This is a genomic window from Bacillus sp. FSL K6-1012, assembly GCF_037964915.1.
Classification (GTDB): Bacteria; Bacillota; Bacilli; order Bacillales; family Bacillaceae; genus Bacillus; species Bacillus halotolerans.
Genome location: NZ_CP150175.1, coordinates 3,139,773 through 3,162,582 on the forward strand (window position 1 = coordinate 3,139,773; position 22,810 = coordinate 3,162,582).

The window sequence follows — 22,810 nt, forward strand, 5'->3', positions numbered from 1 at the left end:
TTTCGTCACACGCTAATGACACGTTCGAATTGATTTCGTTTCGGAAAGGTTAAAGTAAAGATTGTTCCATCCCCAAGCTCTGAATGCACATTGATATCGATCAGCAACGGTCCTGCGGCTCTCTTCGCCAGATACAGCCCCATGCCCGTAGAAGACTGATTATGATGATCGGTTGTGGATGTAAACCCTTTATCAAAAATTCGTGAGACATCTTTCCTGTCAATGCCCCGTCCAAAATCTTTCACCTCAAGAACCTTCCGTTCGTCTTTTTCATAGCTGTTGATCACAATATCAGCGGCTTCACTGTATTTTACGGCGTTGGTCAGCAGCTGCCTGATGATAAAGGCCAGCCATTTCGCATCGCTCAAGACTTCCTCTGCCTCCAGCTGAATGTCAAAACCGATTCCTTTCTGTATACACCACGATTGCAAGTCTCTGATCTCTTTGATAATCAATGGCTTAAGCTTGATCATCTCTAAAGACAGATCATTTTCAATAAAGGACATGCGCTTTTGATGAAGCTGCTGATCAAGAAGCAGATGGATGCGCAGCCACTCATACGATAGCTGGGATTTTAATGATGGGTCTTCCATCCGATCGATGATTAAATGCAGCGCTGTTAATGGCGTTTTGACCTCATGTATCCACGCCATCAGTTCATCTTTTTCATTTTCTAATGCCAAGCGATTCTGCAATGCAGATTGCTTCAATTGTTCCGTTTGTCCGGTGATGCTTTTTTCAATCATCTCTTCAAACGGCGTCTCCGGTTCACTTATGGCTGTGACATCAAGATTATTTTCCCATTCTTCGAGGCTTTTATAGAATGCGATTTCTTTCCGAAAACGGATGATAACAAACACAACAAAGATCAGGACACACAAATAAACAATATAAAGAACATTTTTAAATGGAATAGACGGATCAACAAAGGCTATCAGCAAAATCAGAATTTGCTGCAGCAAAAATGCGGCAATCCAGCTTCGTCTTTCGATGAGGAATGCTTTAATCATAGAAATGATCCTCTTCCTTCGCCATGTAGCCTTGGCCGACCTTCGTCTCGATATATGTTCCAAGCTGCAGTTCATCCAATTTTTTCCGCAGGCGGTTGACATTGACGGTCAGTGTATTATCGCTGACAAAACGCTCATCATTCCACAAGCTTCTGATCAGCTCTTCCCGGCTGACGATCTTGTTTTTTTGTTCTATTAGCTGTTTTAGAATGAACATTTCATTTTTAGTCAGTTCAACAGAGCCTTCGTTATTGCTGACGAGGTTCTGCTCTGCGTCTATGGCAGCCCCGCACCATGTTTTGATCGTGCTCGGCTCCGTATTATAATGATGCACGCGCCGGAAAATCGCTTGGATTTTCGCAATCAGCACATCAAAATGAAACGGCTTTTGAATAAAGTCATCCGCTCCCAGCTGCATCGACATGACCATATCAGCAGGGTGGTCACGAGAGGATAAAAAGAGAATCGGAACATTTGACCGGGAACGGATCAGCCGGCACCAATGAAACCCGTCAAATTTAGGGAGCTGAACATCGATAATGACGCAATCAGGTTTGATTGACGCAAATTCCTGCATTACTTGGCTGAAATCCTGTATGCCGTATACATCATAGGACCATCCCGTTAAGCGCTCCTTGATTTCATGAAACAGCGATTTATCATCTTCTATCAGCAAAAGTTTAAACAATGGACTCACCGCACTTTTTCCTTTTTTATGTCAAGTGTATAGCAAATCTTGTTGATGCGCTATACAGAAAAGCCGGCTGGTTCAGCCGGCTTTTTCTGATTACAATTCTCTTCTTAATGCTGTCAGCACGTTGGTTTTTGTTGCTTTTCGGGCCGGGTTCATACCCGAGATCACAGCGACACCGCCGCAAATCACAACCGCAATGATGACAAGGCTGAGCGGAATATAAGAAAACGTATAATTCAGATCGCCCGCTTCGCCTCCGCCTGTCGCCGCGAGAATCATCGGAACGGCAAGGTTGACAAGGTAGCTCACGCCGTAAGAAATGATAATCCCAATCACACAGCCTAAAATTCCGATATACGCGCTTTCCATCAAGAACATTCGGCGAATGATTGACGGACTCGCCCCAATCGCTTTCATAATGCCGATCTCCTGCGTTCTTTCTGTAACCGCCATCGTCATCGTGTTAAATATCCCAATGGCTGAAATGATAACCGCGATACATCCGACAAAGATCAGGCCGATTTTGAAGACCATGAAGAAGGTGTTGGCTCCTTCAAGCTCGGTAGTAACTGATGTGACATAGTATCCGTCATCTGTCAGATCATTTGTCAGCTGTTCCACATTCTCAAATTTATCAGCAAAAACGCCAATATTTTTTTCAACATTCCCGCCCTTGAAGTCCAAAAATTCCGAAAAGTCCTTCTTGAACTGATCACTAATGAAGATGTTTGAATCCTCCATCCAATCTTGAGATGGTTTTTTTGTAATACCGACAATTTTAAAGTCATATGTTTTTGTTTTCGTAACATCCCCTGTTTTAGGATCTGTTTTTGATACACTTAATTCGATCGTTTTGTTCAGGATGTCTTTCGTGTAGCCCTTTGGTTCTTCTATATCTTCGGGGTTTCCTTTTGCTTCTTCGATTTTTTTGTTATATGCTTCAGATTCTTTTTTCGTCAATAATCTCTTTGCAAAGTCGTATCCTACTACGATTTCATTTTCCGACTTTGCGACTCTTCCCTTTTCTAATTCCATATTGGCCTTTAATTCATCGTTCATATTGGTAAAGATAAGATTAGAGCTTTCATTTGTGCGATTGCCTAAAGTTGCTTTGTTTGGCTCATACACTTGCGTTCTTTCTACAACTGACCTTACATGATCATACTTCTCTAAATCAGCTTTTTTAATAGGCTTATCCCCTTCCTTGCCCATTACACTGACTTTAGTCACAATTTGCTGGCTCATTGTCATATCTGTGATTGTCTTTTGAATCCCAAATCCTACAGACGATAGCACAACCAAAAACGCACACGCCATTGTTGTCGCAAGAATTGTCATAAAGACGCGGAGCCTGTTTTTCTTCATATTTCTTCTGATAAAATGAACCTGATCCTTAAATCTCAACGGTAATACCTCCTTTTAACACACCGTCATGCAGCTGGAATTTTGAGTGTCCGATTGAAGCTACTTCATCATCATGAGTAATAATCACAAATGTAATGCCCCGCTCACGGTTCAGCTGCTGAATCAATTCCAGCACTTCCTGTTCCGTTTCTGAATCAAGGCTTCCCGTTGGCTCATCCGCTAAAATAATCGACGGATTTAAAATCAGCGCTCTCGCAATGCTGACACGCTGCTGCTGGCCGCCTGACAGTTCATTAGGATAGTGAGCAGCATGGTTTTCAAGACCGACGCGTTTCAGCATGTCCTGTACCTTTTTCTTGCGCTCAGACGGTTTGATCCCTTTTAGCGCCAGCGGCATTTCGACATTTTCATACGTCGTTAAGCCCGGGATGAGCTGAAAGCTTTGAAAAATAAACCCAAAGTGTTCAAGGCGGAACTGCGCCCATTCCTTTTCATTAAAGCCCGTGACATCAGTTCCGTTAATCACAATACGCCCTTTTGTCGGTGAGATGTAGCCTGAAATCAAATTCAGAAGCGTTGACTTCCCCGACCCGCTTCGTCCGACGATACAGGCGATTTCTCCTTTCGCAACAGTCAACGAGACATCTTTTAAGACAGGCACTTCATTCTCACGGCCCTTTTTTCCGATCGTGAAGGAATGGTTAATATGCTGAACATCAATCATCTTTTCTCTCTCCCTTATAAATGTTTTGTTTTTTTATAAATCGCAAAATAGCTGATAAGAAAACCAATCACAGCGCCAGCAGTCATGCCAAATATGTAGCCGGCGAAGCTTTCCGTTGCGGCAAATCCAAAATACCCGAAGCCCATGATTCCAATGATAATGACAATGACCTGTACCGGGCGGTCAAGCGTTTTCCACAAAAAGAAATATCCGTTCCGTTCATTAGATAGTTTGACAAAACTGATGTAGCCGATGATGTAAAAGATGATCGTCATGATGGCCGGAATCACTAAATAATACGGAGAATCCTCAACCCAGTTCGGCACAACGTAAGTAACCGGGAATAGATACTTCACCCATTCGGGCACAGGACCATGTATAAATTCTACTGTTCCGCCAAGAAGGATTTCCAGGTTGATAGCAGGAAGAGTCATGAGCAAAAAAGGCAAAATCGTAACAGTAGCTGAAACCAAAAGCTGTGCAAAAATATGGCCCGTCAAAGCTCCCCCCGCCATGACCAGAGAATAAGCCAGCAAACTGACGATGATCATTCCCAGGCTGTAGTGATGAAAATAAACGGCTTGTTCGGGTTTCAAAAGCACTAGAAGCAAAACGGATAATATATATCCAAAAATTTGCGGTGCCACAATCACCATCCCGCCGGTAAGGAACTTCATATTAAATATCTGGCCTCTCGTATAAGGAAGGCTTAATGTAAAATCAAAAAGGCCCTTGCTTCGTTCTATTCCAAGCTGGCTGACAGCCAAAACGACACCCCAAATCCAAAACAGCGAGATAAATGTGCCATTTAAATAGTTAATCGTAAATACGCAGGTTCCGACCCACTCGTTCTGATTAGCCACGCAGCCTTGGTATGAGATGTACGTATTTAATACAGTAAAAGGATTGCTAAGCATAAATACCAAAAAAATCATGGTTAACAGAGCTTTATTTTGCTTCCACTCTTTATAAAACAGCCCGGAATCCGGCACATCACTTCCCTCCCAACTGAAAGCACTTCTTTAATGTTTTGTTTTCTTATAAATTGCAAAGTAGCTTACAAAAAAGCCGACAACCGCACCAATGATCATTCCAAAAATATAACCAATCATGGAATGTCCGGCAGAATATCCAAACAAGCCAAACCCAAGAATGCCAAAAGCAATAACCAAAATTTGTACCGGACGATCTAAGCTGTTCCAAAGGAAAAAGTATCCGTTTCGTTCACTTGGATGCTTTTTAAAGCTTATATAGCCAATCAAGTAAAACAGAATGCTCATGACAGCCGGAATGAGTAGAATATATTTACTGTCGGTTAGCCAGTCATTTGCAACATATCCCATAGGCACAAGATAGTATAACTTACGAACCAATGCAAAATAATCCTCAACAGAAGGAAAATAATCCCATATATTTACATCAAAAATATATTCTATGTTTAGAATCGGCAAAACAACAATTAAATACGGCAGTACCGTAGCAGCAAATGCCGTTAATAGCTGGGCAAAAGCATTTCCAGTTAACGCTCCGGCGGCCATCACAAGTGAGTAAGCCATAAAGCTAATCACGATTACTCCAACACTGCTGTGCTCAAAATAGTAGACATGCTCAGGTTGATAAACAAGAATCAGCAGCCATGCAAGTAAAAAACCAATCAGTTGTGACAGTACAATCACAAAACCGCCTAACCAAAATTTCGTCTGGAAAATTTGGCTTCTGTTATATGGGAGGCTTAATATAAAATCCATCGTGCCTTTCGAACGTTCCATTCCCAGGAAGCAGACCGCCAAAATGACACCCGGCACCCAGTTGATATCTATCAAGTTGCTCGTGTAATTCACTATAAAATCACAATATTGCGGGTCTTGATGAGCAAGACATCCTTGATAAGACAAATACCAATTCACAATAGAGAGCGGATTTGCCAGCACCAAAAACACAATACTTAACAAAATCACCACTTGATTCTGCTTCCACTCTCGATAGAGGAGACCTCGGTCTACCATCTCCGCTTCCCTCCAAACTTCGCAATGAATACTTCTTCCAAGTTGACAGGAAGCTCGTTCCACACTTTTGGCTTCAGCTCTCTCAAAAAGCTCTTGTTCTTCTCATCGCTTTTCGGAATCAGCACCGTGTAAAACACACCGGCCTGATCAAGCATCGGAATGTTTTGCTCTCTGATCGCCAGATTGACATCTTCATCAAACGCCATTTGAATTTTGATGTATTCTTCTTTTAATTCATCAAGATCCATTACATTTGTCAGTCTGTTATCTTCGAGAAAACCAATTCGGTTGCACATCCGTTCAATGTCCTCAAGGCGATGGGAGGTGATCAGGATGCTCGTATCACGCTCAGCCACTTCATCAACCATCAGCTGCAGCACATCATGTCTTGTTACCGCGTCAATACCGTCCGTCGGTTCATCAAGGAGAATCAGTGCCGGTCTCGCTGCAAACGACAGAACGAGCGACAGCTGTTTTTTCAAACCTGTCGACAGCTCGCGGTATTTTTTCGTTTCTGGAATTTCATATCTGTTCATCAGCTCATTCGCGTACGTGACATCAAATTTCGGATAAATCCTTCTCAGGATGTCAACAAGCTGCTTGTATGTATACTTATCATAAAAAGGATTTTGAACAGGCATGTAGATGATATTCTGTTTGACCTTCGGATGCTTTTTGATTTCTACGCCATCAAATAAAATCGTCCCGCTGTCGGCGAAAATGATTTGCTGGATTAAGCGAAGCATTGTCGTTTTGCCTGACCCATTGCGGCCGAGCAGCCCGAAGATTTCTCCTTTTTCAATTGTTAATGAAACATCTTTTAATACTTGATTTCCGTCAATCGTTTTTGATAGCTGTCTTAATTCAATCATCGCTCTTGCCCCCTTTCACATCAGCGCTGATTTCCTTTATCCATTCTTGCAGTTTATCCAGCTCAACCCCCGCATAATGTGCATCGATGATGAGCTGTTTGAGTTGCTCTTTAATCATCGTCATCTTCCCTTCAACCAGTGTCGTTTTTGCATTTTCCGATATATAGGTCCCTCTGCCACGCAGCGTTTCAATAATACCCTCTCGCTCAAGCTCTTTGTACGCTTTGCTGACAGTATTCGGATTCGCAATAATGATCGTCGCCAATTCTCTGACAGAAGGAAGCTTATCACCAGGCTTCATGATCCCTTTCAAACAAAGCTCTTTCATTTGCTGAATAATTTGTTCGTAAATGGGCGTTGAGCTTCTTGGATCGATTTGAATCATTTACTTCCCTACTTTCTATACGATCTGAACCTTTCATAAATAAAATGGATCAATTATACTTTTTTGCCATTCAAAACCGATCATAACGAGTACAAGAAAAAAAGAACAAGCGATCACAGATGCCGCGATCAGCATTGGCATGTTACGTTTGTTTTGTTTTTTGTGTTTCATAACTGCCTCCCTTAATTTCAATATATAAATGACTGTTTCATCAGTGTCTATAGTGTATTACTTCAATTAGTACACTCAATACAATAAATACTTTACTGTGCAAAGTCAATCCTTTTTTTACAAAAAAAAACGGACCCTTATCAAAAGGGTCCGTTTCTTACACATCAAGAGGGTGCTGCAAGATCATATTATTTTGCAAAGCTTGAAGCTGAAGTCTCATTCTGTACAGCTGTTCTCTCTGCTGATCATTTGATGACAGCCATAGTTTATTCAAGGCATTTACCGCATTTTCAATCTGCATTTGCGCATCACTGTATTCTTGGTCGTTATAATGCTCTTGTTTAGAAGCGATTTTCAGCTGTTCTTCAGCATAATCATACGCCTGCATACATTGTTGGAGATGTTCATCTACTGATTGTCTTGTTGCCACAGTAACCCCTCCTCTTGGTAATGGAAACAATCCATCATCCATAGTGTAGCCTCATCCGACACGATTCAATAAAGAAATTTATGGTCGATATTCATTTGTTCTCATATGAAATGCGTGCTACAATTTTAGGATGCAATTGTACGCAAGGAGGCACATTAATCGTGATTCAGAACAATCCTTTTCCTTATTCAAATACGGAAAAACGCTATCATACATTAAATTATCATCTCAGAGATCATTTCGGGCATAAGGTATTTAAAGTAGCGCTTGACGGCGGCTTCGACTGCCCGAACCGGGACGGCACTGTCGCTCACGGCGGCTGTACCTTTTGCAGCGCTGCGGGATCCGGTGATTTTGCAGGAAACCGGGCCGATGATTTAATGACGCAATTCCACGACATTAAAAACCGCATGCACGAAAAATGGAAGGACGGGAAATATATCGCTTATTTCCAGGCTTTCACCAATACGCATGCTCCGGTTGACGTGCTGCGAGAGAAATTCGAGTCTGTTCTCGCGCTCGATGATGTGGTCGGCCTTTCAATCGCCACACGTCCGGACTGCCTGCCGGACGACGTTGTTGAGTATTTGGCAGAACTGAATGAACGCACATATCTTTGGGTAGAGCTCGGGCTTCAGACAGTTCACGAACGCACAGCTCTTCTGATCAACCGGGCACATGACTTTGACTGCTACGTTGAAGGTGTGAATAAGCTAAGAAAACACGGCATACGCGTCTGCTCGCATATAATCAACGGACTTCCTCTGGAAGACCGCGATATGATGATGGAAACGGCAAAAGCAGTGGCAGATTTGGACGTCCAGGGTATTAAAATCCATTTGCTTCACCTGCTAAAGGGCACGCCGATGGTGAAGCAATACGAAAAAGGAAAGCTGGAATTTCTCTCTCAAGACGATTATGTGCAGCTCGTCTGTGACCAGCTTGAAATCATCCCGCCAGAAATGATTGTACACCGTATCACTGGTGACGGGCCGATTGAATTGATGATTGGGCCGATGTGGAGTGTGAACAAATGGGAAGTGCTTGGCGCTATCAATAAAGAACTTGAAAACCGAGGCAGCTACCAAGGTAAGTTCTTTCAGCGTCTTCAGGAGGAATCGGCCTTATGATTCTGAAAAAAATTCTTCCCTACAGTAAAGAGCTGCTAAAAATGGCCGCAGGGGACGGAGACATCGTTGTTGACGCCACAATGGGGAACGGGCACGACACCCTGTTTTTAGCTGAGCTTGTCGGTGAAAACGGCCATGTATACGCATTTGATATACAAGAATCAGCAGTGGCCAATACGAAGGAGCGGCTCGGTGACACCTATCAAAACCGGACAACTTTATTTCATAAAAGCCATGACAAAATTGCTGAATCACTTCCGCAGGAAACACACGGGAAAGTGGCGGCCGCTGTGTTTAACCTCGGCTATCTGCCAGGCGGAGACAAATCGATTACGACAAACGGCAATTCAACGATTCAAGCAATTGAACAGCTTCTCGGCATTATGAAAGATGAAGGTCTGATTGTTTTGGTCGTCTATCACGGCCATCCGGAAGGTAAAGCTGAAAAAAACGACGTGCTCGACTTTTGCCGGGACTTGGATCAGCAAACAGCCCGTGTCTTGACATACGGATTTATCAATCAGCAAAATGACCCGCCGTTTATTATTGCTATCGAAAAAAAAGCTCAAATCAGCAAATGATTTGAGCTTTTTTCTTTGAGTTTTTCATCCAGGCCATTTTTTGAAACTTTCTGTAGGCTCTGCCGTTGATATAAAAGAAAAAGGAGGTTTTTCCGCTTGCTTTGATCAGCTTTTTCGCGAGCCGGCCCATTTCCTTTTGGCCCGCCACTTTATCATCAGACAAATAGACACCCAGCAAGCCGCGGTTGATTAAGCGGTGGAAGTTTTCGTGCGGAATGCCGTGCAGATGTTCATCGGCTTTCTGAATAAAGTGCTGCAGCCGATTCATCATTTCTTCATGTGACTGATAATACGAGCAGAAATTCAAGTCCCCTTCAAGCAAGTCCTCCTCCTGGTCAATCAAATAATCAAGCAGAATATGAAGACCTTGTATGTAAGGAAAATAACTGTTGCGGATTTTTTTTGCGGTGCTTTCAGTAAAATCGGGCTGAAACGAATATGCGACAAGACAGAAAATGCCTAGCGTGGAGCCTGCACAAGCTGAGAATTCATACCATTTCATCTCGGGAAGCTCTGATTCATATTGGGTAAACCACTTTTCAAGGCGCGGGACACGCTCATGCTCAACAACGTGCTTATGCACCTGCAAATCGCAGTAATAGCCGCAAAGCTCAAGCAGATAAGGTTTAATCATTTCGTAGTGTTCAATAGAACCGAGGACTCGCTGGCACGTTTTCACCAATTCCTGCAAATATCCGCTGTCATCCTGCTCGTCCCTGAATTGATAATAATTTTGCGGTTCAGCTCCCACTGTCAATGCGTCCTGCATAGAGGTATGAAGCATTCGAAAATCTTCCGGGTCAAGTGATGTGCTGCGGTCGCACAAATTGTCCAGGTAATCGCTGATCGTTTGGTATGCGATGATGAACTCAACACATTTCTGCTTATGATTTCCTGACAATAAAGCCAATATGCCGCCGCCTTCGCAGTGAAACGTTTTATCTCGAATACTTGCGGTTGCCTGTGCTTTTAATTCACTGTTTTTAATTGCTTCTGATTTTTGCTTCCATATGTTCAGCTCTTGATGAACGAGCGGAAAAATATCACGATATACTTTTGCCATCAGTCCAAAAGGATGTTCCGGTACTGTCAACACATGCACCCCCCTAGTTCATATATATTGATCAGTAAATGCTCTTGCGGCTTTAAAAACGTCTTCTCTTTCCGGTTCATTAAATATTTCATGATAAAGCCCTTCCCATTCCCTATATGACTTATTGTGGGAAGCAACCCCTGAAAACCACTTGATGACCTTCGTTTTATCGACCAGCTTGTCATCTCCGGCCTGCATGACCAAAAGCGGCACCCTCAGAAAAGCCTCTGTCGGCACCATGGCAGACTCGAGAGTTTTTAACAGCTCTCTGTACCATCTGACAGAAACCTTCGTCACAAAAAGGGGATCGTTCTGGCCTGCTTCGATGACATCTTCGTTGCGTGTCGCCATATCAATCGATAATCCTGAATCAACTTTAAGCGACGGAGCAATGACATTCAGCCCCTTTGATGCAAGATCAAGCACTTTATTGACTTTAATTTGCAGCCCGAGACACGGTGATGATAAAATAATTCCCGTAATGCGGGGGTTTCTCTGCTGTTTAAACCATTCAATCGCAATCAGGCCGCCCATGCTGTGGCCGAGAAGAAAAACAGGCAGCTCAAAGGTTCGCGCTTTATCTATCCAAGTATCTACTTCATCAATGTATTCTTGAAATGAGCGAATATGACCTCTGGCCCGGGTGGTTGTCCCTTGTCCCGGCAGATCACCCATTACAACGTGATAACCCGAAGATCTCCACATTTCACTCAGCCATTTATAACGTCCATGATGTTCACTTGCCCCGTGGATCATAACAATCACTGCCACAGGTCTGTCTGCTTTCCAGGTCCACATGCGGTTCACCTCATACAAAAATTAAATAGAGAAAGAAGGATGAAAGATATATGATTTACCCTTATAAGGAATACACGCCGGAAATCCACCCAACGGCTTTTGTAGCCGATAATGCAACAATTACCGGTGATGTGGTCATCGGGGAACAATCCAGCATTTGGTTCTCGGTTGTCATAAGAGGCGATGTAGCCCCGACCAGAATCGGTAACAGAGTCAATATCCAGGATTTAAGCTGCCTCCATCAAAGCCCGAATCGGACGCTTCTCATTGAAGATGACGCCACGATAGGCCACCAGGTTACACTCCATAGCGCCGTGATCCGCAAGAACGCCTTAATCGGCATGGGTTCAATCATTTTAGACGGAGCCGAAATCGGTGAAGGCGCATTTATCGGTGCCGGCAGCCTTGTTCCGCCGGGAAAAATCATTCCGCCAGACCATCTAGCCTTCGGCCGCCCGGCAAAAGTCATCCGTCCTTTGACGGATGAAGACCGAAAAGACATGCAGAGAATACGGTCTGAATATGTAGCAAAGGGTCAATATTATAAATCACTTCAGCAAATGTAAGACCAGCTTCGTTTTACTTTACCATTTTTCAAAATATTATTTAAGCGATAACCATCGCTGACCCGAACCAAATGCAGTTCGGGTTTTTCATTTTCCATAAAACGTTCACATGTAAAAATAAACGTGTGACTTTTATCTTATCATAAAAAACAAGACGCCACTGTAAGCAGTCTCTGCAAAAAACATATTCCTATTCTCTGCTCTCTATGAGCAGCTTTACTTAAACAAAAAAGAGCCCTCCGGGAGCTCTTTTTGTCAGCTGATCTGTTGTTCAGTTGACACAGCTGCGTTTTTCTTATGAAAGCTTTTGCCATAATAAACGGCTATCAAAATCAGAAACCAAATCGGACCGACAATTACGGCGACTCTTGTTTCCGGGCTATAAGCCATCAGGATAATGACAAATGCTAAAAAGGCCAAAGATAAATATGACGTGAACGGGTAAAAAGGCATTTTGTATTTTAATTGCTTTTGATCCTTTGGCTGCATGCCTTTACGATATTTGATCTGAGAAAGCAAGATGATCGCCCACGTCCAAATCGCTCCGAACGTCGCAATGCTTGTGACCCAAGTAAATACCTTCGCAGGCACGACATAGTTTAACAGCACACCGACTAATAACGCACCCGCAGAAGCCAGTACGGCTTTACCCGGAATGCCGCCTTTGGTCAGCTTACCGTATGCTTTTGGCGCCTCGCTCTGCTCCGCTAAGTTAAAGAGCATACGTCCGGTGCTGAATATGCCGCTGTTGCAAGAAGACAGCGCTGCCGTCAGAACGACAAAGTTAATGATGCCTGCCGCATATGGAATCCCCACTTTTTCAAACGTGAGTACAAAAGGGCTTCCTTGCGATCCGATTTCCTGCCACGGATAAATGGACATGATAACAAATAAAGCACCGACGTAAAAAATCAGGATACGCCAAAATACCGTATCAATCGCTTTCGCTAATGATTTTTGCGGATTTTTGACTTCGCCGGCCGTCACCCCTATCATCTCAATGCCTAAATACGCGAACATCACCATTTGAAGTGACAATAAAACCCCTTTTATTCCATGAGGAAAAAATCCGCCGTTGCTCCACAAGTTGCTGATGCCAGTCGCAATGCCTCCATTGCCGACTCCTGTAATGATCATTAATAAACCGACAGCAATCATAGAAAGGATCGCGACAATTTTAATCAATGCGAACCAAAACTCCAGCTCTCCATACGCCTTTACGGCCAGGAAATTGACACCAGTCATAATCACCAGCGCCGACAATGCCCAAATCCAATTGGGCACATCCGGAAACCAGTATCCCATATAAATTCCGACAGCGGTGATTTCCGCCATACAGGTTACAACCCATAAGAACCAGTAATTCCACCCGGTTAAGTAGCCTGCAAGCGGACCTAAGTAGTCACGCGCATACCTGCTGAAGGAGCCCGCGACCGGCTTTTGAATCGCCATTTCCCCAAGCGCCCTCATAATAAAAAACATAACCAGGCCGCTGCAGGCATATGCCACCAAAATACCCGGCCCTGCTAATTGAATAGCTGATGCAGAGCCAAGGAAAAGTCCCACTCCTATGGCAGCCCCTAAAGACATCAAAGAAATATGCCTTTCTTCCAGACCGCGATGCAATTCTTGTTTTTGTTTTTGCATGTTCCCTTCTCCCCTAGAAAAAAATATCATTACATCATTTTTCTGAATATTTCACACGAATGTGCAGGGTAATCAATGATGATGGAGAAATACTGGTATAATAACAAGGCTTTCGACGAATCGAAAGCCTTATCTGTTAGACAAAGATGACTTCTTTAGGCTGATGGCTCAGCTCTTCAGGCATATACCGTTTTTCGATATTGATGCTGTGCCAGATCATAAAGATGAGCACTGTCCAAATTTTACGGCTGTTATCAGCCTTGTCGGCACAATGGTCTTCAAGAAGCTGAAGAACGTAATCCTTATGGATATAAGCGTCCGTTTGGCTTTCCTGAATAATGCTGCGCACCCATTCGTTCATTTCGTTTTTCAGCCAATGACGGATCGGTACAGGGAAACCGAGCTTTTTGCGGTTTAATACATGATCCGGCACAATGCCTTCAGCAGCTTTGCGAAGGAGATACTTAGTCGTACCGTTCTTTGTTTTCAATTCATCAGGAATTTTAGAAGCAACGTCAAATACGACTTTATCAAGGAACGGCACACGCAATTCCAAAGAATTCGCCATCGTCATTTTATCCGCTTTTAGCAAAATGTCGCCTCGCATCCAAGTGTGGATATCGACATACTGCATTTTGTTAATATCGCTGTATGAGCTGCTTTCTGTAAAGTAAGGCTTCGTCACATCGCGATACGAAAGGCTCGAATCATAGTGCTTCAGCAGCTGTTTCTTCACGGATTCTTCAAAGATCTTCGCGTTGCCGATATAACGCTCCGGAAGCGGAGTGCAGCCGCGCTCAAGCAAGCTCTTTCCTCTCATTCCCTCAGGCATAACGGCCGCTACGTGCAGAAGCATCTTTTTCAAGCCGGACGGAATGCGTTCAAACGGTTTAAGAGAAAGCGGTTCACGGTAGATGTTGTATCCGCCGAACAGCTCGTCCGCACCTTCGCCAGATAACGCAACCGTTACGTGTTTTTTCGCTTCTTTCGCCACGAAATACAATGGAATCGCAGCCGGATCTGCAAGCGGATCATCAAAGTGCCATACGATTTTAGGAAGCTCGTTCATGTATTCTTCAGGTGAAATGACTTTGCTGATATTTTCAATGCCCAGTGCAGCGGCAGTTTCTTTCGCTACATCAACTTCACTGAAGCCCTGCTGTTCAAATCCGACAGAAAATGTTTTCAGGTTTGGATGAAATTCTTTCGCAACGGATACAATAAACGAAGAATCGATTCCGCCTGATAGGAATGAACCGACAGGCACATCACTTCTCATATGAACGTTTACAGAGTCATAGATAGCGTCTCTGACTTCTTTGACAAGTTTATCTTCTTCCGTCTGAACAGGCTGGAAGCGCGCCTTGAAATACGTTTTGAATGTGATATCACCGTCAGGACGGATTGTAAACTGAGAACCCGGCTCTACTTTTTTCACATCAATATCAAGCGTACTTGGCTCAGGAACGAATTGGAAAGACATATACTGCTGTAATGCTTCTTTATCTATTTCAATATCATTTTGGGCTGCCATTAAACTTTTTCTCTCTGAGGCAAAATAAACCTGATCATTGATCGTTGTGTAATACAACGGCTTAATGCCGAATGGATCTCTTGCTCCATAAAGAACATGATCGTTTTTATTCCAAATCAGAAAGGCAAACATGCCGCGCAGCTTGGAAGCCGCTTCTTCTTTATAGTGACGGTAAGTCGCAAGAAGAACCTCTGTGTCAGAATCTGTGTTGAAAGTATATCCCTTTGCTTCAAGCTCTTCTCTCAGTTCGATATAGTTATAGATTTCCCCGTTAAAAATAATCCAATATTTTTCATCTTCATATGATAAAGGCTGTCCGCCATTTTCCACATCAATAATGCTGAGCCGTCTGAATCCGAATCCAACGTGCTCATCATGGTAATATCCATCACTGTCAGGACCGCGGTGAACGATCATTTGGTTCATTTGTTTGATTAGTTCTTCTTGATCAGCGGTTTGAGTTAACGGATGCTTGTTAAAAACCCCGACAAATCCACACATAGTATTGCCTCCATATTTAAAATTGTCATCATTGAACCCCTATTTATAGACGCTGTGAACAGTGTTTGGTTTCACAGTTATGTAAAAAAATAAACATGGATACATCGATAAAAAAGGGAAAGCCGCTTAACCAGTAAGCGGCTATAAAATTATTCTCCTAACGCTTCTTTACGCAGCTGTTCCGCTTTGTCTGTACGCTCCCACGGAAGGTCAACATCGTGGCGTCCAAAGTGGCCGTACGCAGCAGTCTGTTTGTAGATCGGACGGCGTAAATCAAGCATTTTGATAATGCCGGCAGGTCGTAAATCAAAGTTATTGCGCACAACTTCAATCAGTTTTTCCTCCGAAGCTTTTCCGGAACCGAATGTGTTGATTGAGATAGACACAGGCTGTGCAACACCGATCGCGTAAGCAAGCTGCACTTCGCAAGAATCTGCAAGCTCAGCCGCAACGATGTTTTTCGCAACGTATCTTGCAGCATAAGCAGCTGAACGGTCTACTTTCGTCGCATCTTTACCAGAGAACGCGCCGCCGCCGTGACGTGCGTAGCCGCCGTACGTATCAACGATGATTTTACGTCCTGTGAGCCCCGCATCCCCTTGAGGTCCTCCGATGACGAAACGGCCTGTAGGGTTAATGAAGTATTTTGTTTCTTCATCAATTAATTCTTCAGGAACAACCGGATTGATGACATGTTCTTTAATGTTGCGCTGAATTTGCTCAAGCGTAATTTCAGGGTGGTGCTGAGTTGAAATAACAATCGCGTCAATGCGGACAGGTTTGTTATTTTCATCATACTCAACCGTTACCTGTGTTTTGCCGTCAGGGCGAAGGTAAGGAAGAACATCTTCTTTACGCACTTCACTCAAGCGGCGGGCTAATTTATGAGCAAGTGAAATCGGAAGAGGCATGAGCTCTTTCGTTTCGTTGCACGCATAACCGAACATTAAACCTTGGTCACCCGCTCCGATTGCTTCAATTTCTTCGTCGCTCATTGTGCCTTCACGGGCTTCAAGCGCTTGGTCTACACCCATCGCAATATCAGCAGACTGCTCGTCAATTGATGTTAAAACTGCACAAGTTTCCGCATCAAATCCGTATTTTGCACGTGTGTATCCGATTTCTTTAATCGTTTCACGAACCGTTTTTGGAATGTCAACATACGTAGAAGTTGTGATTTCTCCGCTGACAAGAACCAAACCAGTTGTCACAGACGTTTCACAAGCAACACGCGCGTTAGGGTCTTTCTTTAAAATTTCATCTAAAATGCTGTCAGAAATCTGGTCACAGATTTTATCCGGATGCCCCTCCGTAACAGATTCTGATGTAAATAAACGACGATTTTTACTCATGATTTGCTTCCTCCTGCACAAGGCCTCCCGAAAGACCTTATATATATGATACGGAACTCGCTCCCTCTTATACAATGTTACGTTTATATTAGAGATGTTAATTGGCATATTTATGAAATAAAAAAACCTTTTCCGTTCGAGGAAAGGGTTTGGTCTTTGTGCCTTTCACTCTTATCGCTCAAGGAATCATTCAACCTTGCATCAGGTTAGCACCTTGGTTGTCTCACACAATTTGAACATAATGAATAATAGAGAAACCGGTTGCTGGGCTTCATAGGGCCTGTCCCTCCGCCAGCTCGGGATAAGAGTATCCGCTCAATGAAATATCTTATCGTAAAAGGGTTTGCAATGTCAATATGAATCAGGAGAAATAGACGCCTTTATTGCGGAAAACAATGGAAATGCACACACAAAAAACGATAAATAGTATAGACTATTTGAAAATATATGTTATACTAATTCACAATTAGCAAAACACAAATAAAATGATAAAGGAAGGTTTCTTATGAACTCAGTTGATTTAACCGCTGATTTGCAAGCCTTATTAACAAGTCCTAATGTGCAGCATAATTTATCTGCAGCTCAGCTTACAGAAAAAGTACTTTCCCGCAACGAAGGCATTTTGACATCCACGGGTGCCGTCCGGGCGACCACAGGCGCTTACACGGGACGTTCGCCGAAGGATAAATTTATTGTAGAAGAAGCAAGCACAAAGAGTAAGATTGATTGGGGTCCGGTGAATCAGCCTATTTCCGAGGAAGCATTTGACCGGCTGTACACGAAAGTTGTCAGCTATCTGAAACAACGTGATGAGCTGTTTGTTTTCGAAGGATTTGCCGGTGCCGATGAAAAATACAGACTGCCGATCACGGTCGTTAATGAATTTGCATGGCACAATTTATTTGCCAGACAGCTGTTTATCCGTCCTGAAGACAATGATAAAAAAACAGTCGAACAGCCGTTTACCATTCTTTCCGCTCCGCATTTCAAAGCGGACCCAAAAACAGACGGCACACATTCAGAAACCTTTATTATTGTTTCTTTCGAAAAGCGCACGATTTTAATCGGCGGAACGGAGTATGCCGGAGAAATGAAAAAATCGATTTTCTCCATCATGAATTTCCTGCTGCCTGAGCGAGATATTTTATCCATGCATTGCTCCGCCAATGTCGGTGAAAAAGGCGATGTCGCGCTTTTCTTCGGCCTGTCGGGAACAGGAAAGACCACCCTTTCGGCGGATGCTGACCGGAAACTGATCGGTGATGATGAACACGGCTGGTCGGATACTGGTGTCTTCAATATCGAAGGCGGATGCTATGCCAAGTGCATTCATTTAAGCGAAGAAAAGGAACCGCAGATTTTTAAAGCGATTCGGTTTGGATCCGTTCTCGAAAATGTTGTTGTAGATGAAGATACGCGTGAAGCCAATTACGATGATTCCTTCTATACAGAAAACACACGTGCCGCTTACCCGATTCATATGATCGACAACATTGTCTCTCCGAGCATTGCGGGCCACCCGTCAGCGATTGTATTTCTGACGGCTGATGCATTCGGTGTTCTGCCGCCAATCAGCAAGCTGACGAAGGAGCAGGCTATGTACCACTTCTTAAGCGGTTATACGAGTAAACTAGCCGGCACCGAACGCGGTGTCACGTCTCCTGAGACGACATTCTCCACATGCTTCGGTTCACCGTTCCTTCCGCTCCCGGCCCATGTATATGCGGAAATGCTCGGCAAAAAGATCGACGAACACGGTGCAGACGTTTACTTGGTCAACACCGGCTGGACCGGCGGCGGCTACGGCACAGGCGAACGCATGAAGCTTTCATACACACGGGCGATGGTAAAAGCAGCGATTGAAGGCAAATTAGAAAATGTGCAAATGACCACTGACGATATTTTCGGCCTGCACATCCCGGTTCATGTTCCGGGTGTTCCCGATCATATCCTTCAGCCGGAAAACACGTGGAATAACAAAGAGGAATACAGAGAAAAGGCTGTGTATCTGGCAAACGAATTCAAAGAAAACTTCAAAAAGTTCACAAATACAGATGCCATCGCACAAGCTGGCGGGCCTCTCGTTTAAAAAAGCAAAAGCCAAGAGCAATTAAGCTCTTGGCTTGTTTTAATTGACTGTATGCAAAGAAGTCAGCTTGTACGTAATGATTGTCCGCCCGTCTGTCCATTCAAGCTTCTGCACTTCGGCTGTGCCTGACTTTTCACCAAACTTTGTTTTGCTGACATCCATCGGAATCTCCATTGGATAAATGCGATACCCGTCTTTCTCTAATCTGAATATATTTTCATCTATGCGAACTTCTTTTCCTTTTGTCACAATCAATGTATTAAATTCAACAGGCATTCCCAAATTGAAATCCCCTTTCGTTCTCTTTTTTCTATATCATAACATATTTCACCGTCAGCGGTTTTTCATCCACTGCGTGAGCTGCCGCACAATACGCCGGTTTTCCTTCGGCGGAAAATAATGTGTGAATGTACTGTAGTACCACGTCTCTACAGGCTTGTGCAGCTGTTTTAATTTCTCCTCAAATAAATACGAATGCTGAATGGAAACGTTTTGATCTTTTTCTCCGTGAATTAATAAAACGGGTGCCTCAATTTTGTTCACTTCGTCAAAAGGCGTTCGCCATTTGTATTCGTCAGGCACCTTTTTCGGCGTTCCCCCAATCACTCTTTTCATCATTCTTCGTAAATCCTGCCGCTCTTCATATGTAAGAATCATATCACTGACGCCTCCCCACGAAACGAATGAAGCCGCATGCCGTCCCATTTCAATCGCAGTAAGCATTCCCATTATGCCGCCTCTGGAGAAACCGAAAATATGAATTCTGTTCTTTTTCACTTGCGGATGCTGCTGGAGCAGGCGAAAAGCGGAAAAAGCATCCTCTCTGTCTTCTCCTGCAAAATCCTCGTTGCCCTCCCCTCCCTGATTCCCTCTGTAAAAGGGGGCAAATACAACAAATCCTTGGGACGCAAACTGGATAATTCGGCCCGGTCTCACCATTCCAACACTTTTAATACCGCCGCGCAAATATAAAAATCCGTCATATTGCCCAGGTGCCGCCGGCTCCGCCAGCAGCCCTTTCACTTTTAAGCCATTTGAAAGGTAGCAGATGGTAAACAAACGCACATGCCGGCTCGGCGACGGAAATCTTCTTTTCTCAACAATCAATGCTCCCGCCTCCTTTTTTCTTTATTCTTTCCTGCCTTTAAAAATAAATCCTGTAACCCGGATTAGGCATTCACACATTTTTATACCCATCATACGATATGTAAAGCAAAAAAGGATATTAACTTGATGCTAAATAAGGAGGTTGTCATGTGAACAAATGGTTAAGGCTGGGCTGTTTCTGCGTTTGCAGTGTGTTTCTCATCATTGCCCTGAGCGCTTGCAAGCAGGAAGCAACACTCACGAAAGTAAAAGTAGCCGAAGTGACCCATTCCATTTTTTATGCACCTTTATATGTTGCAGAATCTAAAGGCTTTTTCAAGGATGAGGGCCTTGATGTCGACGTCAATACGACCTGGGGCGGCGATAAAACGATGACTTCGCTTCTTTCAAACGGCTCGGACATTGCTCTTGTCGGATCAGAAACATCCATTTATGTCGAATCGCAAGGGGCTAAAGACCCTGTCATTAACTTCGCACAGCTGACTCAGACAGACGGAACGTTCCTTGTCGCAAGAGAAGATGCCGAAAATTTCAGCTGGGATCAGCTGAAAGGAAAGACTTTTCTCGGCCAGAGAAAAGGCGGTATGCCGCAAATGGTCGGCGAGTATGCGCTGAACCAACATCACATTGATCCGCATAAGGATATTGAACTCATCCAAAACGTAGACTTCGCCAATATATCCAATGCCTTTGCTTCTGGAACCGGTGAATATGTCCAGCTTTTTGAACCGACTGCTTCACTCTTTGAAAAAGAAGGCATCGGCCACATCGTTGCTTCGTTCGGAGAAGAATCAGGCCAGGTTCCTTATACAACATTTATGGCAAAACAAAGCTATTTAAAGAAAAACGAGGATACAGCCGTCAAATTCACGAGAGCTATTTATAAAGCGCAGCAGTGGGTGGAAAACCACTCAGCGAAGGACATCACAGAAGTGATTAAAAATGAATTTGACGATACAGATCCCGATGTCATCGAAACGTCCATTGAACGCTACAAAAAACAAAATTCGTATTCTCCAGACCCGCTCCTCAACGAAAAAGAATGGGAACTGCTCCAAACGATTATGGATCAGTCGGGTGAACTGCCAAAGCATATACCATACAGTCAGCTTGTGAACAAACACATCGCCGAAAAAGTCACCTCGGAAAAATAGGAGGCGCCATCTATGTCTTTTTTACATGTCGACCATGTAACTCATACTTATTTTTCTATTAAAGAAAAAACAACCGCCGTACAGGACATTCATTTTGATGCCGAAAAAGGCGATTTCATCTCATTTCTCGGTCCGAGCGGCTGCGGAAAAACAACACTGCTTTCCATAATTGCAGGCTTGATTGAACCCTCGGAAGGCAGAGTTCTGATTGAAGGCCGCGAGCCGAATCAAAAAGAACATAACATTGGCTACATGCTTCAGCAGGATTACTTATTTCCCTGGAAATCCATTGAGGAAAATGTGCTCCTCGGTTTAAAAATTGCCGACACGCTTACTGAAGAAAACAAGGCCGCAGCACTTGGTCTTTTGCCGGATCTGGGTCTCGTTGATGTTGAAAAGAAATATCCTAAGGAGCTGTCAGGCGGGATGAGGCAGCGGGCCGCGCTTGCAAGAACTCTTGCCCCAAACCCAAGTCTGCTTTTGCTGGATGAGCCATTTTCCGCGCTTGATTTTCAAACGAAGCTGTCTTTGGAAAACCTCGTTTTCCGCACATTAAAGGAGTATCAAAAAACAGCGGTGCTTGTCACTCATGATATAGGGGAAGCGATTGCGATGAGTGATACCATCTTTTTATTTTCTAATCAGCCGGGCACCATTCATCAAATTTTCACAATCCCTAGAGAATTGGCTGCGATGATGCCTTTTGACGCCCGTCAGGAGCCATCCTTCCAGACGCTGTTTCAAACGATATGGAAGGAGCTGAATTCTCTTGAGAAACAGCAAAGAAACAATTGATCTGCTTCATGAGCAATTTCAATTTAAACAGAAAAAAGAGAAATGGAATGTGCATTCTTTTCAGCTTGCGATATTTATCCTCTTTTTCTCCGGATGGGAAATCGCAAGCAGACAGAGCTGGATTGATCCTCTGATCTTCAGCTCGCCGTCAGCCGTATGGCGTTTACTGATTGAAAAGGTTGCTGACGGCTCATTGCTGTCGCATATCGGCGTTACTTTATTTGAGACGGTGCTTGGCTTTTTACTGGGGACTTTCCTGGGCACGTGTCTTGCCGCGTTGTTATGGTGGTCCAATCGGCTTGCCAGGATATTAGATCCATATCTGGTCATTTTAAATGCGATGCCGAAAGTGGCGCTCGGACCTATCCTGATTGTCGCGCTCGGTCCCGGCTTTGTCAGCATTATCGCGATGGGAGCGGTCATCAGCGTCATTATTACAACCATCGTCGTTTATACCGCCTTTCAAGAGGTGGATGAAAACTATATTAAAGTAATGAAAACATTCGGCGCAAACAAGTGGGTTATTTTTAAAGAAGCGATTCTTCCCGCATCTTCGCCCGCTATTATTTCAACCCTGAAGGTAAACGTCGGTTTATCGTGGGTCGGTGTCATCGTAGGCGAGTTCCTTGTTTCAAAGGTCGGATTAGGATACATGATTATTTACGGATTCCAAGTCTTCAATTTTACACTCGTCTTCTTAAGCCTGTTGATTATTGCTGTATTTGCCACCCTGATGTATCAGGGCGTAGAACTGTTAGAAAAGAAATGGACGAAGGGCAGAACATAAAAACCCGGCGGATAGCCGG

The 22,810-nt window shown here is 43.8% G+C and carries 24 protein-coding genes and 1 riboswitch; of the genes, 7 read left to right on the forward strand and 17 right to left on the reverse strand.

Annotated elements, in window-relative coordinates; translation table 11 throughout:
• Window positions 1-5 precede the first annotated feature (5 nt).
• From NSS75_RS16310 to NSS75_RS16355, 10 genes are all read right to left on the reverse strand, one after another.
• Window positions 6-1,010, reverse strand: coding sequence for a sensor histidine kinase (locus NSS75_RS16310; protein ID WP_198097391.1), 1,005 nt, complete (start codon window positions 1,008-1,010; stop codon window positions 6-8).
• Window positions 1,003-1,698, reverse strand: coding sequence for a response regulator transcription factor (locus tag NSS75_RS16315; RefSeq protein ID WP_024122569.1), 696 nt, complete (start codon window positions 1,696-1,698; stop codon window positions 1,003-1,005). The genes NSS75_RS16310 and NSS75_RS16315 overlap by 8 nt, the downstream gene beginning before the upstream one ends.
• Window positions 1,699-1,797: 99 nt before the next feature.
• The gene (gene ytrF / locus NSS75_RS16320) at window positions 1,798-3,108 is read right to left on the reverse strand and encodes an ABC transporter permease YtrF (protein ID WP_095714565.1); all 1,311 of its coding nucleotides are present in this window, start codon (window positions 3,106-3,108) and stop codon (window positions 1,798-1,800) included.
• Complete coding sequence (ytrE, locus tag NSS75_RS16325; RefSeq protein WP_095714566.1) at window positions 3,098-3,793, reverse strand: ABC transporter ATP-binding protein YtrE; 696 nt, start codon at window positions 3,791-3,793, stop codon at window positions 3,098-3,100. Before ytrE ends, ytrF begins: the two co-directional genes overlap by 11 nt.
• A 14-nt stretch (window positions 3,794-3,807) precedes the next feature.
• On the reverse strand, window positions 3,808-4,785 hold the full coding sequence (locus NSS75_RS16330) for an ABC transporter permease (protein WP_339233931.1): 978 nt from the start codon (window positions 4,783-4,785) through the stop codon (window positions 3,808-3,810).
• Window positions 4,786-4,815: 30 nt separating this feature from the next.
• Window positions 4,816-5,799: an ABC transporter permease YtrC gene (gene ytrC / locus NSS75_RS16335; protein WP_216394992.1), complete on the reverse strand. Its 984-nt coding sequence runs from the start codon at window positions 5,797-5,799 to the stop codon at window positions 4,816-4,818.
• Window positions 5,793-6,671 carry an ABC transporter ATP-binding protein YtrB gene (gene ytrB, locus NSS75_RS16340; RefSeq protein ID WP_095714569.1) on the reverse strand — a complete coding sequence of 293 codons (879 nt, stop codon included), beginning with the start codon at window positions 6,669-6,671 and terminating at the stop codon, window positions 5,793-5,795. Before ytrB ends, ytrC begins: the two co-directional genes overlap by 7 nt.
• A complete protein-coding gene (gene ytrA / locus NSS75_RS16345) occupies window positions 6,664-7,056 on the reverse strand; it encodes a GntR family transcriptional regulator YtrA (RefSeq protein WP_024122575.1) in 393 nt (130 codons plus the stop codon). Before ytrA ends, ytrB begins: the two co-directional genes overlap by 8 nt.
• Before the next feature lie 33 nt (window positions 7,057-7,089).
• Window positions 7,090-7,227: a hypothetical protein gene (locus NSS75_RS16350; RefSeq protein ID WP_339233938.1), complete on the reverse strand. Its 138-nt coding sequence runs from the start codon at window positions 7,225-7,227 to the stop codon at window positions 7,090-7,092.
• Window positions 7,228-7,384: 157 nt separating this feature from the next.
• Window positions 7,385-7,657 carry a YtzC family protein gene (locus NSS75_RS16355; RefSeq protein ID WP_010331570.1) on the reverse strand — a complete coding sequence of 91 codons (273 nt, stop codon included), beginning with the start codon at window positions 7,655-7,657 and terminating at the stop codon, window positions 7,385-7,387.
• Between the two features lie 161 nt (window positions 7,658-7,818).
• Between NSS75_RS16355 and NSS75_RS16360 the strand changes: the two genes are divergently transcribed.
• Together NSS75_RS16360 and NSS75_RS16365 are read left to right on the forward strand one after the other, a co-directional pair.
• Entirely contained in the window at window positions 7,819-8,787 is a 969-nt protein-coding gene (locus tag NSS75_RS16360) for a TIGR01212 family radical SAM protein (protein ID WP_213417855.1), read from the forward strand.
• On the forward strand, window positions 8,784-9,368 hold the full coding sequence (locus NSS75_RS16365; protein WP_339233943.1) for a class I SAM-dependent methyltransferase: 585 nt from the start codon (window positions 8,784-8,786) through the stop codon (window positions 9,366-9,368). The genes NSS75_RS16360 and NSS75_RS16365 overlap by 4 nt, the downstream gene beginning before the upstream one ends.
• Here the strand turns inward: NSS75_RS16365 and tbcS are convergent.
• Entirely contained in the window at window positions 9,358-10,461 is a 1,104-nt protein-coding gene (tbcS, locus tag NSS75_RS16370; RefSeq protein ID WP_339237660.1) for a tetraprenyl-beta-curcumene synthase, read from the reverse strand. The two genes, NSS75_RS16365 and tbcS, sit on opposite strands and share 11 nt — an antisense overlap.
• Window positions 10,462-10,479: 18 nt before the next feature.
• Complete coding sequence (locus NSS75_RS16375) at window positions 10,480-11,259, reverse strand: alpha/beta hydrolase (RefSeq protein ID WP_101860081.1); 780 nt, start codon at window positions 11,257-11,259, stop codon at window positions 10,480-10,482.
• A 50-nt stretch (window positions 11,260-11,309) separates the two neighbouring features.
• Here NSS75_RS16375 and NSS75_RS16380 point away from each other — a divergent pair, with 50 nt between their 5' ends.
• Window positions 11,310-11,825, forward strand: coding sequence for a gamma carbonic anhydrase family protein (locus NSS75_RS16380; protein ID WP_216394990.1), 516 nt, complete (start codon window positions 11,310-11,312; stop codon window positions 11,823-11,825).
• Between the two features lie 255 nt (window positions 11,826-12,080).
• On the opposite strand, the gene alaP is transcribed toward NSS75_RS16380, so the two are convergent.
• From alaP to metK, 3 genes are all read right to left on the reverse strand, one after another.
• Window positions 12,081-13,472, reverse strand: a complete 1,392-nt coding sequence (alaP, locus tag NSS75_RS16385; RefSeq protein ID WP_339233948.1) for an alanine permease AlaP — start codon at window positions 13,470-13,472, stop codon at window positions 12,081-12,083.
• A gap of 136 nt (window positions 13,473-13,608) precedes the next feature.
• Complete coding sequence (asnB, locus tag NSS75_RS16390) at window positions 13,609-15,507, reverse strand: asparagine synthase (glutamine-hydrolyzing) (protein WP_101860080.1); 1,899 nt, start codon at window positions 15,505-15,507, stop codon at window positions 13,609-13,611.
• 149 nt (window positions 15,508-15,656) lie between these two features.
• Entirely contained in the window at window positions 15,657-16,859 is a 1,203-nt protein-coding gene (metK, locus tag NSS75_RS16395; protein ID WP_010331578.1) for a methionine adenosyltransferase, read from the reverse strand.
• Window positions 16,860-17,027: 168 nt separating this feature from the next.
• Window positions 17,028-17,167, reverse strand: a riboswitch (SAM riboswitch).
• Window positions 17,168-17,364: 197 nt separating this feature from the next.
• On the opposite strand from metK, the gene pckA reads away from it, so the two are divergent.
• Window positions 17,365-18,948 carry a phosphoenolpyruvate carboxykinase (ATP) gene (gene pckA / locus NSS75_RS16400; protein ID WP_095714576.1) on the forward strand — a complete coding sequence of 528 codons (1,584 nt, stop codon included), beginning with the start codon at window positions 17,365-17,367 and terminating at the stop codon, window positions 18,946-18,948.
• A gap of 39 nt (window positions 18,949-18,987) precedes the next feature.
• On the opposite strand, the gene NSS75_RS16405 is transcribed toward pckA, so the two are convergent.
• Together NSS75_RS16405 and NSS75_RS16410 are read right to left on the reverse strand one after the other, a co-directional pair.
• Window positions 18,988-19,230 carry a DUF2584 domain-containing protein gene (locus NSS75_RS16405; RefSeq protein ID WP_024122585.1) on the reverse strand — a complete coding sequence of 81 codons (243 nt, stop codon included), beginning with the start codon at window positions 19,228-19,230 and terminating at the stop codon, window positions 18,988-18,990.
• Between the two features lie 51 nt (window positions 19,231-19,281).
• Window positions 19,282-20,055: a prolyl oligopeptidase family serine peptidase gene (locus NSS75_RS16410; RefSeq protein WP_095714577.1), complete on the reverse strand. Its 774-nt coding sequence runs from the start codon at window positions 20,053-20,055 to the stop codon at window positions 19,282-19,284.
• Window positions 20,056-20,204: 149 nt separating this feature from the next.
• Here NSS75_RS16410 and NSS75_RS16415 point away from each other — a divergent pair, with 149 nt between their 5' ends.
• The 3 genes from NSS75_RS16415 to NSS75_RS16425 are packed head-to-tail and all read left to right on the forward strand — an operon-like array spanning window position 20,205 to window position 22,791.
• Window positions 20,205-21,209 carry an ABC transporter substrate-binding protein gene (locus NSS75_RS16415; RefSeq protein WP_339233955.1) on the forward strand — a complete coding sequence of 335 codons (1,005 nt, stop codon included), beginning with the start codon at window positions 20,205-20,207 and terminating at the stop codon, window positions 21,207-21,209.
• 12 nt (window positions 21,210-21,221) lie between these two features.
• The gene (locus NSS75_RS16420; RefSeq protein ID WP_024122588.1) at window positions 21,222-22,004 is read left to right on the forward strand and encodes an ABC transporter ATP-binding protein; all 783 of its coding nucleotides are present in this window, start codon (window positions 21,222-21,224) and stop codon (window positions 22,002-22,004) included.
• Window positions 21,979-22,791 (forward strand): ABC transporter permease, encoded by an 813-nt coding sequence (locus NSS75_RS16425; RefSeq protein WP_024122589.1) that lies wholly within the window; start codon window positions 21,979-21,981, stop codon window positions 22,789-22,791. Before NSS75_RS16420 ends, NSS75_RS16425 begins: the two co-directional genes overlap by 26 nt.
• The last annotated feature ends 19 nt before the right edge of the window (window positions 22,792-22,810 follow it).

Coding starts and splice junctions, on each gene's coding strand:
- metK (WP_010331578.1), bottom strand. CDS start 16,859: ATGAGTAAAAATCGTCGTTTATTTACATCAGAATCTGTTACGGAGGGG.
- asnB (WP_101860080.1), bottom strand. CDS start 15,507: ATGTGTGGATTTGTCGGGGTTTTTAACAAGCATCCGTTAACTCAAACC.
- NSS75_RS16350 (WP_339233938.1), bottom strand. CDS start 7,227: ATGAAACACAAAAAACAAAACAAACGTAACATGCCAATGCTGATCGCG.
- NSS75_RS16380 (WP_216394990.1), top strand. CDS start 11,310: ATGATTTACCCTTATAAGGAATACACGCCGGAAATCCACCCAACGGCT.
- ytrE (WP_095714566.1), bottom strand. CDS start 3,793: ATGATTGATGTTCAGCATATTAACCATTCCTTCACGATCGGAAAAAAG.
- ytrC (WP_216394992.1), bottom strand. CDS start 5,799: ATGGTAGACCGAGGTCTCCTCTATCGAGAGTGGAAGCAGAATCAAGTG.
- NSS75_RS16375 (WP_101860081.1), bottom strand. CDS start 11,259: ATGTGGACCTGGAAAGCAGACAGACCTGTGGCAGTGATTGTTATGATC.
- ytrB (WP_095714569.1), bottom strand. CDS start 6,671: ATGATTGAATTAAGACAGCTATCAAAAACGATTGACGGAAATCAAGTA.
- pckA (WP_095714576.1), top strand. CDS start 17,365: ATGAACTCAGTTGATTTAACCGCTGATTTGCAAGCCTTATTAACAAGT.
- NSS75_RS16310 (WP_198097391.1), bottom strand. CDS start 1,010: ATGATTAAAGCATTCCTCATCGAAAGACGAAGCTGGATTGCCGCATTT.
- alaP (WP_339233948.1), bottom strand. CDS start 13,472: ATGCAAAAACAAAAACAAGAATTGCATCGCGGTCTGGAAGAAAGGCAT.
- NSS75_RS16365 (WP_339233943.1), top strand. CDS start 8,784: ATGATTCTGAAAAAAATTCTTCCCTACAGTAAAGAGCTGCTAAAAATG.
- ytrA (WP_024122575.1), bottom strand. CDS start 7,056: ATGATTCAAATCGATCCAAGAAGCTCAACGCCCATTTACGAACAAATT.
- NSS75_RS16420 (WP_024122588.1), top strand. CDS start 21,222: ATGTCTTTTTTACATGTCGACCATGTAACTCATACTTATTTTTCTATT.